At 69.3% G+C, this 11,595-nt stretch carries 12 protein-coding genes; 11 read left to right on the top strand and 1 reads right to left on the bottom strand.

Going from position 1 to position 11,595, the window contains the following annotated elements; translation table 11 throughout:
* Nucleotides 1-544, bottom strand: a 544-nt coding sequence (locus BSP109_RS02350; protein ID WP_101599247.1) for an antirestriction protein ArdA, incomplete at its 3' end; no start/stop codon positions are given.
* A 215-nt stretch (nucleotides 545-759) separates the two neighbouring features.
* Here BSP109_RS02350 and BSP109_RS02345 point away from each other — a divergent pair.
* From BSP109_RS02345 to yajC, 11 genes are all read left to right on the top strand, one after another.
* On the top strand, nucleotides 760-1,353 hold the full coding sequence (locus tag BSP109_RS02345; protein WP_101599246.1) for a recombinase family protein: 594 nt from the start codon (nucleotides 760-762) through the stop codon (nucleotides 1,351-1,353).
* Nucleotides 1,350-2,120, top strand: a complete 771-nt coding sequence (locus BSP109_RS02340) for a hypothetical protein (protein WP_101599245.1) — start codon at nucleotides 1,350-1,352, stop codon at nucleotides 2,118-2,120. Before BSP109_RS02345 ends, BSP109_RS02340 begins: the two co-directional genes overlap by 4 nt.
* Nucleotides 2,121-2,567: 447 nt before the next feature.
* Nucleotides 2,568-4,574 (top strand): threonine--tRNA ligase, encoded by a 2,007-nt coding sequence (thrS, locus tag BSP109_RS02335; protein WP_101599244.1) that lies wholly within the window; start codon nucleotides 2,568-2,570, stop codon nucleotides 4,572-4,574.
* Nucleotides 4,571-5,179 carry an HIT domain-containing protein gene (locus tag BSP109_RS02330; protein ID WP_087007202.1) on the top strand — a complete coding sequence of 203 codons (609 nt, stop codon included), beginning with the start codon at nucleotides 4,571-4,573 and terminating at the stop codon, nucleotides 5,177-5,179. The genes thrS and BSP109_RS02330 overlap by 4 nt, the downstream gene beginning before the upstream one ends.
* On the top strand, nucleotides 5,172-7,148 hold the full coding sequence (locus BSP109_RS17450; protein ID WP_257944518.1) for a S9 family peptidase: 1,977 nt from the start codon (nucleotides 5,172-5,174) through the stop codon (nucleotides 7,146-7,148). Before BSP109_RS02330 ends, BSP109_RS17450 begins: the two co-directional genes overlap by 8 nt.
* Entirely contained in the window at nucleotides 7,148-7,768 is a 621-nt protein-coding gene (gene pgsA, locus BSP109_RS02320; RefSeq protein ID WP_101599242.1) for a phosphatidylinositol phosphate synthase, read from the top strand. The genes BSP109_RS17450 and pgsA overlap by 1 nt, the downstream gene beginning before the upstream one ends.
* 52 nt (nucleotides 7,769-7,820) lie before the next feature.
* Nucleotides 7,821-8,576 carry a YebC/PmpR family DNA-binding transcriptional regulator gene (locus BSP109_RS02315; RefSeq protein WP_101599241.1) on the top strand — a complete coding sequence of 252 codons (756 nt, stop codon included), beginning with the start codon at nucleotides 7,821-7,823 and terminating at the stop codon, nucleotides 8,574-8,576.
* A 3-nt stretch (nucleotides 8,577-8,579) separates the two neighbouring features.
* The gene (gene ruvC, locus BSP109_RS02310) at nucleotides 8,580-9,179 is read left to right on the top strand and encodes a crossover junction endodeoxyribonuclease RuvC (RefSeq protein WP_087007210.1); all 600 of its coding nucleotides are present in this window, start codon (nucleotides 8,580-8,582) and stop codon (nucleotides 9,177-9,179) included.
* Between the two features lie 85 nt (nucleotides 9,180-9,264).
* Complete coding sequence (gene ruvA / locus BSP109_RS02305; protein WP_101599240.1) at nucleotides 9,265-9,861, top strand: Holliday junction branch migration protein RuvA; 597 nt, start codon at nucleotides 9,265-9,267, stop codon at nucleotides 9,859-9,861.
* Nucleotides 9,858-10,937, top strand: coding sequence for a Holliday junction branch migration DNA helicase RuvB (ruvB, locus tag BSP109_RS02300; protein WP_087007213.1), 1,080 nt, complete (start codon nucleotides 9,858-9,860; stop codon nucleotides 10,935-10,937). Before ruvA ends, ruvB begins: the two co-directional genes overlap by 4 nt.
* A 77-nt stretch (nucleotides 10,938-11,014) precedes the next feature.
* Nucleotides 11,015-11,593, top strand: coding sequence for a preprotein translocase subunit YajC (gene yajC / locus BSP109_RS17445; RefSeq protein ID WP_257944517.1), 579 nt, complete (start codon nucleotides 11,015-11,017; stop codon nucleotides 11,591-11,593).
* Nucleotides 11,594-11,595: the final 2 nt, after the last annotated feature.

Raw genomic sequence — 11,595 nt, 5'->3', positions numbered from 1 at the left:
TACGGAAGACGAACACGCCCCCACTGGGGCTGTCGGCGGTGGTGTAGTCGTAGCCGAGGTCACGAGTCCACGAATCCCAGTTGAAGTAGCGCACTACCTCTTCAGGCACGTCGTGCAGTAGTCCGATGCCCTCGGCGAGTTCATGGGCGTAGAACGTGAAGGTCTCGTGCTCGCCGCAGTACCGCTCCTCGAAGTCGGGGATGCTGGGGAGGTCGGAGAAGCCCTCAGCGACGTAGGCGCCGGTCTCGACCCAGGCGCACAGCGCTGGCCGCAGGTGCTCGTCGACGGCGGCCAGGGCTTCAGCCCACTGGGCAGCGTCGTAGGGACTCATCTCGCCGCGGACTGGGATGTTCTCGTGGTCCATGACCCACATCTCCTCGCAGTCGGAGCGGAAGTGCGCAGCGCCTCCGTGCACGTCGGCCAGGGTGATCTCGTCCGCGCCCTCGGCGTCGAACCATTCGCCGACGAGCCGACCGTCGTTGTAGCAGTGCAGGCAGCCGATCCAGGCGCGGGGCGTCGTGTCGATGGTGGTCTCAGCGGTCATGGCAGCTCCTTCTCTCGTGTGACCGGTTCATCGCGGTCCTCGCGAGCGGCTCCGCCGATCGAATGCGTTCCGTTCAATAAACGGTCGTCTATTGAACGCTGGAGACGAGCCTGAGAATGACCCGAAGGACGTTGGCAGTCGTTCAAAAACCCGTTCAATAATGTGTAGTATCGAAGTGGGAAGTTGAACAGGTTTTCTGAACGAAAGGAGGAGGCGTGGCACTGGTCGGCCTCGTGCGCGTGAGTACGAAGAAGCAGGACGTGGCTCGGCAGCACGACGCGCTCGACCCGATCTGTGTCAAGGTCTTCGAGGAGAAGGTCTCCGGCAAGCTCGCGGTCGATCATCGGCCGGGACTCCGCGCGGCGCTCGACTACCTGCGCGACGACGACATGCTCACTGTGCAGGAGGTCGACCGTCTCGGCCGGAACCTGCTGGAGGGGCTCATCGTGCTCACCGAACTGTTCGAGCGCGGCACCGCTGTCAAGGTGTTGGAAGGCATCGCCGCCGGCGAACACACGGAGCGGTCACTGATCCTCGACTTGGCGCTCGCTCTGGCCGAAGACCGCCGCCGAGACATCGTTCGGAAGACTAGGAACGGCCTGGAGGCAGCGCGCAGGCGCGGGAACGTCGGCGGACGGCCCCGGGTGATCGACGAGGATCGTCGGACCGTGATCCTGGCACGGCGTGAGAAGGGCGAGTCCATCCGCGAGATCGCCAGGGCGACGGGCGTCTCGACGGGGACGGTGTGGAGCGTACTGAATGACGAGGCATCGAAGGGCCTCGGCGATGAAGAGGGGAAGCAAGCATGACGAAGAGGCGGAAGACGTCGACGGGGACCGGGAAGAACGTCCGGTTCTCCGTCCTGGAACAGCGCGGATGGAACGGCGACCTGCGCAGCCTCCACCTGCCCGCGCCGTCCGGATGGTTCGACATGGACGAGGTAGCGAGGATCGAGCGGACGGCCGCCTTCCAACACGACGCCGAGCGTGTGGCCGCTGGCAAGCGGCTGCTCCTGTCGCGCGCCGACCTGAAGGACCGCGGCTGGACTCCAGCCATGATCGCCTCGTTCATCGGCGAGCCGCACGTCGTTCTCAGCCTCAAGACGTCGGGCAAGAGCACGATGCACTTCTTCAGGGCAGAGATTGCCGAGGAGATCGAGGCCGGCGAGGAGTTCGCCGCCCGCATCGAGGATGCGAACCGTCGGTCCGAGGTAGGTAAGACCGTCGCGCAGCGTCGGGCCGCCGACGTTCTCGCCGCCGCACAGGCCAAAGCGGAGAGCCTCGAAGTTCGCCCGCCCGTCAATCGCGCCGAGCTAGAGAGACTCGCCGTCGCGCACCGCAACATGATCGCTGAAGAGCGCGGACGCGATTCGTCGACCTCCGGTGTCGACGACGAGACGCTCGATCGGTGGTGCGGGAACTATCTGCGACACGCGTGCTCGAACTACCACAGCATGCTGGCGCAGCTCGAGCGCGAGTTCGCCGGCGTTCCCGGCGTGCAGGAGATCTACGAAGCGGTCGTCCGCCCGAAGATCGACACGTGCGTCGACGAAGCAATGCGGGAGCTGGCGGCGTAGTAGATCCGAGCCTCCGAGCCTAGCGACCGCCCCTCCTGGGGCTACTAGGACAGCGTCTCGACAAACTCGTCGGACCGGTTTATCTGCTCTCTGGTGAGCCCGATCTCCGGGTCACAAACCCGTCACAAACAGCGGGCGACGCGGTGCGAAGAGACGCTACGAGACGTGACTCACGATGGACAGAACCGCATGAAACCGCGCGAGGCGATGTTGGATGGGAGAGCTTGACTGCCCTGACACGGAAGAGGTCACTGGTTCGATCCCAGTATCGCGCACAGACGAAGCCGGAGGACGCGGAAGCGACCTCCGGCTTCCTGCATTCACCGGCAGTCGATCAGGCGCTGCTCCTGCGCCACAGGTGGCGATCCACCGGTCCATCCGCGTTAGACTCGCACGTGGCGCGGGACCCGGTACGTCCCGCCACAGCACACATCGAAGGAGCAGACCGTGGCCCAGAGCATCACCCTCGAAGGACAGTCGCACGCGTTCGAGGAGGGGATGACGGCCGCGCAGCTGTTCGAGGGCCGCCGCGACGTCGTCGCAATCCGACTCAACGGAGCGCCCGCCGACCTCGATCGGGAGCTGGTCCCGGGCGATGACGTCGCCCCGATCACCCTCGAGGACCAGGACGGCCTCGACATCCTCCGGCACTCCGCGGGCCACGTCGTCGCGCAGGCGGTCCAGGAGCTGTTCCCCGGCGCCACACTGGGCATCGGGCCGTTCATCACCGACGGCTTCTACTTCGACTTCGGCAATGTGTCGCCCTTCACCCCGGACGATCTCAAGGCCATCGAGAAGCGGGCGAAGCAGATCATCAAGGAGGGGCAGACCTTCCACCGGGTGGTCGTGTCCGAGGAGGACGCGCTCGCACGGATGGCGTCCGAGCCGTTCAAGTCGGAGCTCATCACCACCCGCTTCACGACGGGAGGCGACGAGGAGTCGTCGGTGGAGGTCGCCGCCGGCGACCTCACCGTGTACGAGAACCGCAACCGTCGCGGGGAAGTCGTCTGGCAGGACCTCTGCCGGGGTCCGCACCTGCCCTCCACCAAGCAGATCGGACAGGGCTTCGCCGTCACCCGCGCCTCCGCCGCGTACTGGCGAGGCGACCAGGCCCGCGACTCGCTCCAGCGCGTCTACGGGACCGCCTGGGCGAGCAAGGACGACCTCCGCGCGCACCAGGAGCGCCTGGCGGAGGCGGAGCGCCGCGACCACCGCAGGCTGGGCGTGGAGCTCGACCTCTTCTCGTTCCCGGATGAGCTGGGCTCCGGACTCCCGGTGTTCCACCCCAAGGGCGGCGTCATCAAGCGGGAGATGGAGGACTACGTCCGCACCCGCCACATCGAAGCGGGCTTCGAGTACGTGGGCACCCCGCACATCTCGAAGGAGGAGCTGTTCCACACCTCCGGTCACCTGCCGTACTACGCGGACGGGATGTTCCCCCCGCTGGCGGTCGACGAGGTGCGCGACGCCGACGGCAAGATCGTCAAGCCGGGACACCCCTACCGCCTCAAGGCGATGAACTGCCCCATGCACAACCTGATCTTCAAGGCGCGGGGCAGGTCCTACCGTGAGCTGCCGCTGCGGCTGTTCGAGTTCGGCTCCGTCTACCGGAACGAGCCCTCCGGTGTCATCCACGGACTCACACGCGTGCGGGGCTTCGCGCAGGACGACTCCCACTCCTACGTCACGCAGGAGAGCGCCGCCGACGAGATCCGCCACCTGCTCCAGTTCATCCTCGAGCTGCTGCGCGACTTCGGGCTGGAGGACTTCTTCCTGGAGCTGTCGACTCGTGATGACGGGAAGAAGAAGGACAAGTTCATCGGTTCGGACGAGCAGTGGCAGACCGCGACGGCAGTGCTCGAGGAGGTCGGTCGGGAGACCGGCCTGGAGCTCGTCCCGGATCCGGGCGGCGCCGCGTACTACGGCCCGAAGATCTCCGTGCAGGCGCGCGACGCGATCGGCCGCACGTGGCAGATGTCGACCGTGCAGTACGACTTCAACCAGCCGGAGCGGTTCGACCTGGAGTACCAGGCATCGGACGGCACCCGGAAGCGCCCCGTCATGATCCACTCCGCGAAGTTCGGCTCGATCGAGCGCTTCATGGGCGTCCTCACGGAGCACTACGCGGGAGCGTTCCCGGCATGGCTCGCACCTGTGCAGGTGGTGGGAGTGCCCGTGGCAGACGCCTTCGTCCCCTACCTCGAGGAGATCCGGGGGCGGCTCGCGGCGCGCGGTGTGCGCGTCGAGATCGACGACTCGACGGATCGCATGCCGAAGAAGATCCGCACCGCGACCAAGCAGAAGGTGCCGTTCATCCTGATCGCCGGCGGTGAGGACCAGGAGGCGGGAGCCGTGTCCTTCCGCTTCCGCGACGGAACCCAGCGCAACGGGGTGCCGGTCGACGAGGCGATCGAGACGATCATGACCGCGATCGAGTCCAAGGCGCAGGTATGAGCGCCGGCGACGGAGCAGCGGTGCCCGGCGACGGCCGCGGGCACGGTCCCGGCGACGGTCCCGAACCGGAGGACGCCGCGGACTTCCCCCGGCAGACGGACGGCTTCGAGCGTCTCTGGACGCCCCACCGGATGGTGTACGTCGCGGGCCCCGAGAAGCCGAAGGACGACGGCGATGCCGACTGCCCGTTCTGCGCCGCGCCGGGTCGTGAGGACTCCGACGGACTGATCGCGGCGCGCGGCGAGCACGTCTTCGCCGTCCTCAACCTGTACCCGTACAACCCGGGGCACCTGCTCATCTGCCCCTACCGCCACGTCGCGGACTACACGGATCTGACGGCGGAGGAGACGCACGAGCTCGGCGCCTTCACGCAGGAGGCCATGCGGACGATCCGGCGCGTGTCCGGTCCGGCCGGCTTCAACCTCGGGATGAACCAGGGAGCCGTGGCGGGCGCGGGCATCGCGGCGCATCTGCATCAGCACGTGGTCCCGCGTTTCAGCGGGGATGCGAACTTCCTGCCGATCATCGCCCAGACGAAGGCTCTGCCGCAGGTGCACGACGAGGTCCGCAGGCTCGTGTCAGAGGCGTGGGGCGCGGATGCCTGACGCACGCGCACTCGTGAGCTCTCTGCACACGCTGGGCCGTCCCGTGCTCGAGGGGGAACAGGTCCGCTTCGAGGTGACGCGCCCGGATGCGGAGACCGACAGCTACACGACCCGCTTCCACGCGGCCGCCCTCGCGCCGGAGCACTCCGCTCCGCGCACGGTCCGGCGCGTGTCCTCCGCCTGGTCCGACCGCGCGTTCACGCGGGCCGGGCATGTCTCCGCCCACCTCAGCGCGCCGCGCGCCCACCCGGCGCAGCTGTGGGTGTCAGCGGCCGACGAGACGGGCCGCGCCGTGACCGATCTGCCGCTCGGTGCCACGGAGTTCGCGCTCACGCCCGACGGGGCGCAGGCGTACATCATCGCGCGCGACCCCGAGCCCGGGCGCTACGGGACCGATCCCGCCGTGAGCGCCGAGGCGGAGTCGCCCCGGCGGATCACGACGCTCACCTATCAGTCGAACGGCGTGGGATACGTCCTCGACCGGCCCGCGCGGCTCGTGCGCGTGCCGCTCAGCGGCGAGACCGCACCGGCACCTGCAGGTGAGATCCCGCTGCCCGACGTCCACGAGGTCCTCCGCCTCGACGGCGATGTGCGCGACGTGCGGGCGGAGCACGGCAGGGTGTCCGTCCTGGGCCCCGCCGAGGCCCCGGGCACCGTGGCCGACCTGCGGACGACCGTGTGGGTTGTCGAGGACGGGACACCGCGCGCAGTCCCCGTGGGCGATCTCAGCGTGCAGGCCCACGTCTGGATCGACGCGCACAGGATCGCGCTGCTCGCGTCCGATGTGGGCCCCGGCCACTCCGACTTCGTCGCGCAGGTGACGGGCCTCCACGTGCACGACACGCGCGATGGCTCCACGCTCCGCCTCACGCCGACCGACCAGGGGGAACTGGGCGGCGATCTGCGGATCGTGGGCAGTGAGGCGCTGTGCCTCATGACCGACGACGGCGCTGAGCGCCTCGTGGCGGTGGACCTCTCCGACGGGGTGGAGGCCGCGCAGCGGATCCGCGCGCTGACTCCGGAGACCTGGACGGTGACGGGATTCGACGCGACAGCCGACGGGACGGCGGTCGTCACCGCGGCCACCCCGCACAGCTGCGGCGAGGTCTTCCACCTCGACATGTCTGATCCGCAGTCTGCGCCGCTCCAGCTCACCGAGCTCGACTCGCGCGACTGGTACGCGGCCCATCCGGTCACGGCGGCGACGGCCGGGGGAGAGGTGCACGGGTGGTGCGCCATCCCGGCCGGACCGGGGCCCCACCCCGTGGTCCTCTCGATCCACGGCGGCCCGTTCGCGCAGTACACCGCCGCGGCCTTCGACGAGGTGCAGTCGCTGCTCGACGCGGGGGTCGCGGTCGTGTGGTCGAACCCGCGCGGCTCCGCCGGCCGCGGTCGCGCCTGGGGCGAAGCGGTGCGCGGCGACTTCGCATCGCCTGCAGCCGACGACGTGCTCGCCGTCCTCGACGCCGCACTGGCGGACCATCCCCGGCTCGACACCTCGCGCCTGGGGGTGCAGGGCGGGTCCTACGGCGGATATCTCACGGCGATGGTGATCGCACGCGACCACCGCTTCGCGGGTGCGATCGTCGAGAGGGGCTTCCTCGATCCGGTCGCTTTCGCCGGCACGAGCGACATCGGCGGGTTCTTCGGCCACGAGTACCTCGGCACGGACGCCGAGTCGGTGGCGGGGCAGTCGCCGCTCGCGCAGGTGGGGGACATCCGCACGCCGTGCCTGGTGGTCCACTCCGAGCAGGATCTGCGGTGCCCGCTCGAACAGGCCCAGCAGTTCTATGCGGGGCTGCTGCGCCACGGAGTGGAGGCGGAGATGCTCCTCTTCCCGGGAGAGGACCACGAGCTGTCCCGCAGCGGCCGACCGCTGCATCGCATCAGCCGCTTCGACGCGATCAACGAGTGGTGGCGCCGGCGCTTCGGCCTGCCGGCCGGCCACGGTCACGCGCAGGACGGCTGATGCTCAACTCGATCGCGCGCGCCGCCTTCACCCGGCTGTTCACCCCGCCGGCGCGCGGTCTGCTGCGCATCGGGCTGACACCGGACGCCGTCACCGTCATCGGGACGATCGGCGTGTGCGTCGGCGCACTCGTCGCGTATCCGCTCGGCCATCTCTTCTGGGGCACCGTCGTCATCACGGTGTTCGTGCTGGCCGACATGCTCGACGGGATCATGGCCAGGCTCTCCGGTGCCCAGTCGGCATGGGGCGCGTTCCTCGACTCGACGCTGGACCGCATCGCCGATTCCGCGGTGTTCGTCGGACTGGCCCTCTGGTTCTTCCTGGGCGCCGACGACCCGCTCACCGCGCTGCTGGCACTCGTGTGCCTGGTGACCGGGTCACTCGTGTCCTACGTCCGTGCACGGGGCGAGGCGCTGGGGGTGCGGGCCGCGGGCGGAATCGCGGAGCGCGCGGACCGGCTGCTCGTCACGCTGGTCGTGACGGGGATCGTGGGCCTGGGCGTGCCAGTCTTCGTGCTCACCCTTGCCTTGGGGGTCCTCAGCCTGCTGTGCATCGTCACGGTCGTGCAGCGGATGGCGGCAGTGCGGTCCCAGCTGGGGACGGCGCCGACTGTAGACTGACGTGTCACCAGACACGCAGCATGAGAGACGCATCAGATCCGGAGGAGAACACGTGGCAGGCCACTCCAAGTGGGCGACGACCAAGCACAAGAAGGCCGCGATCGACGCGAAGCGCGCCAAGCTCTTCGCCAAGATGATCAAGAACATCGAGGTGGCGGCACGCAACGGCGGCCCCGACCTCGAGGGCAATCCGACGCTGTTCGACGCGGTGCAGCGAGCGAAGAAGCTGTCTGTCCCCAACGACAACATCGATCGTGCGGTCAAGCGCGGCGGCGGCCTGGACGGCGGCGGCGTCGACTACGAGACGATCATGTACGAGGGCTACGGCGCGGGCGGCGTCGCGCTCCTCATCGAGTGCCTCACGGACAACCGCAACCGTGCGGCGTCCGACGTCCGGGTGGCGGTCACCCGTAACAACGGCTCGATGGGAGACCCCGGGTCCGTCGCCTACAACTTCAACCGCAAGGGCGTCGTCACAGTGCTGAAGGAGTCGGCGGACGAGGACGCGATCCTCGAGGCCACGCTCGATGCCGGAGCGGAAGAGGTCAAGGACGCGGGCGAGCAGTGGGAGATCATCTCCGAGGCCACCGACCTCGTCGCGGTCCGCACCGCGCTCCAGGACGCGGGCCTCGACTACGAGTCCGCGGAGGCCGCGTTCGTGCCGCATGTCGAGATGCCCGCGGACGCCGACGCTGCGCGCAAGGTGTTCGGCCTCATCGACGCGCTGGAGGACCTCGACGACGTGCAGAACGTGTACACGAACCTCGACGTGTCGGACGAGGTGCTCGCCGAACTCGACGAGGACTGATCCGTGCGCGTCCTGGGCGTCGACCCCGGGCTCACCCGGCTGGGGCTGGGCGTGGTCGAGTCGGGCCGACCCACCCGGCCGGAGCTCATCGCAGTGGGGGTGGTCCGCACACCGTCGGACGAGTCCGTCGACGTGCGGCTGGGCCGCATCGCGGAATCCTTCGACAGCTGGATCGATGAGCATCGTCCCGACGTCGTCGCGGTGGAGCGCGTCTTCGCGCGCTCCGACGTCTCCACGATCATCGGGACCGCGCAGGCCTCCGGGCTCACGATGGGTCTGGCCGCGCGGCGTGGGATCCCCGTCGCGATGCACACCCCGTCGGAGGTGAAGGCCGCTGTCACCGGCAGCGGACGCGCCGACAAGAAGCAGGTCACGCACATGGTGACCCGCATCCTCCGCCTGGACGCCCCGCCGAAGCCGGCGGACGCCGCGGACGCACTCGCACTCGCGATCACGCACCTGTGGCGCGGGGCGACCGCCGGAGCGTCGACGCCGGGGAAGAACAAGGACGTGCTGTCCCGCCGTGCCGCGGGCAGGCAGGGGTCCGGCCTCACGGCGGCCCAGGAGCAGTGGGCGCGGGCGCTGCGCGCGGCGGACTCGTGAACGCACTGCCGGGTCGCTAGACTGACAATCGCACACGTGTTCGATAGCAGTCCCGCATCGACTGCACCCCAGGAGGAGAGCGCCGTTGATCGCGTACCTGTCCGGCACCGCACGCTCCGCAGCAGCGGACTCAGTCATCATCGTGTCCGGAGGCGTCGGAAGACTCGTCACCGTCACGCCCGCCCATGCAGCGCGATTGCGCGACGGCATGGAGGTCGACCTCCACACGGAGCTCGTCGTCCGTGAGGACTCGCTCACCCTGTACGGCTTCGAGGCCGCAGACGAACGATCCGTGTTCCGCGTGCTCCTCACGGTCTCCGGAGTGGGCCCGAAGCTCGCGATGGCGGTGCTCGCCGTGCTCGGCGCCGACGGTCTGCGGTCTGCCGTCGCCTCCGAGGACCAGGCGGCGTTGACCACCGTTCCCGGGATCGGGAAGAAGGGCGCGGCGCGGATGCTCCTCGAACTCACCGGCAAGCTGCCCGCCGGCGGCATCGGACTGCCGGGAACCGCTGCGGCGCCGGCCGTCGCCCCGGGCGACCAGGTCGTGGACGCGCTCGTCGGACTGGGATGGAAGCAGACGCAGGCGGAGGAGGCGGTCTCACAGGCGCGTGAGGCGACGCCGGACGCCGCCGTCCCCGCACTGCTGCGCGATGCTCTGCGGACACTGGGCGGACGCCTGTGACGGACCACTCCTACGAAGTCGACTTCGACGACGACGGACCCACGGGCGCGGAGCAGGAACGGCTGACCCGCAGCGGAGCGGGCGACCCCGAACGCGCGGCGGAGGCCGCCCTGCGTCCGCGCGGACTGGACGACTTCGTCGGTCAGCCGCAGGTCCGCGAACAGCTCTCTCTCGTCCTCGATGCCGCTCTGGCGCGGGGCCGCGCCCCGGATCATGTGCTGCTGTCGGGCCCGCCCGGCCTCGGCAAGACGACGCTCGCGATGATCATCGCGCATGAGATCGACAAGCCGCTCCGGGTCACCTCGGGGCCGGCGATCCAGCATGCGGGCGACCTCGCGGCGATCCTCTCGTCCCTGGAGGAGGGGGAGGTGCTCTTCGTCGACGAGATCCACCGGATGTCGCGTGCGGCGGAGGAGATGCTCTACGTCGCGATGGAGGACTTCCGCGTCGACGTGATAGTCGGGAAGGGCCCGGGGGCCACCGCGATCCCGCTGGATCTGCCGTCCTTCACACTGGTCGGGGCGACGACCCGCTCGGGCCTCCTGCCCGCACCGCTGCGCGACCGCTTCGGCTTCACGGGCCACCTCGACTTCTACTCCACGGAGGACCTGCACCGGGTGCTGGTCCGGTCCGCGGGGAAGCTGGACATCGCCGCGGACTCCGCGGGCCTCCATGAGATCGCATCCCGTTCGCGCGGCACACCGCGCATCGCGAATCGCCTCCTGCGACGCGTGCGCGACTGGGCGCAGGTGCGGGGCGACGGCACGATCCACGAAGATGCCGCGCGCGCCGCGCTGCGCGTCTACGAGGTGGACGAACTGGGGCTCGATCGGCTCGACCGGTCCGTGCTCCAGGCCCTCTGCCATCGGTTCCGGGGAGGTCCCGTCGGCCTCAGCACCCTGGCCGTGTCCGTGGCAGAGGAGGCGGAGACCGTCGAAGAGGTCGCAGAGCCGTTCCTCGTCCGGGAGGGGCTCATCACCCGGACCCCGCGCGGGCGCATCGTGACGGATGCAGGCTGGCGCCACCTCGGCTACGAGCCGCCCGAAGCACCCGTGACGAGCAGTCGAGTGCCCTGATGTGAGAGACTCGTGCGGTCGCACTAGACTGGTATGCGGTCTTCTCGACACCTCTTACGAAAGGCGGCTCCCGCCCCATGGAAATGATCCTGATCCTCGGATTCGGCGCACTGCTCATCTTCTTCATGATGAACTCGCGCAAGAAGCAGCGCCAGCAGCAGGAGAAGCTGTCCTCCGGACTCGTCGCCGGCGCGCGGGTCATGACCACGTTCGGTGTGTTCGGCACGGTCGTCGACGTCCTGCCGGAGGAGAACAAGGTGATCATCGAGGCGGGCCCCGGCACTGTCCTCACCGTCCACCGCCAGGCCATCGGCCAGATCGACGAGCCCGTCGACGCGGGTCTGCACGGCGCCGGCGCGGCGGGCGCGGACTCCGACCGGGTCGATGCGGACCTCGGTGACACGCAGATCCCGGACGATCTCTCCTCCCTCACCCCCGCCGATGGCGACGCCGAGCGCGGCGCGGCGGCGGACCGCAGCGACGCAGAGGCCGATGCGGATGTCGACCGCCCGGATGTCGACTCTCAGGATGTCGACCGCCAGGCGGACGCGGACGGTGCGCGCGCAGATGCGGCCGACGACTCCTCACGCGAGACCCCCGACACCGATCATGCGGACGACGTCGACGACGTGGACTCCGACGGCGACCGCCGCTGATC

The organism is Brevibacterium sp. Mu109, from assembly GCF_900169375.1.
GTDB classification, from domain to species: Bacteria; Actinomycetota; Actinomycetes; order Actinomycetales; family Brevibacteriaceae; genus Brevibacterium; species Brevibacterium yomogidense_A.
The sequence above is the reverse complement of the archived record's forward strand: the minus strand, read 5'-3'. Positions and strand labels throughout refer to the sequence as shown.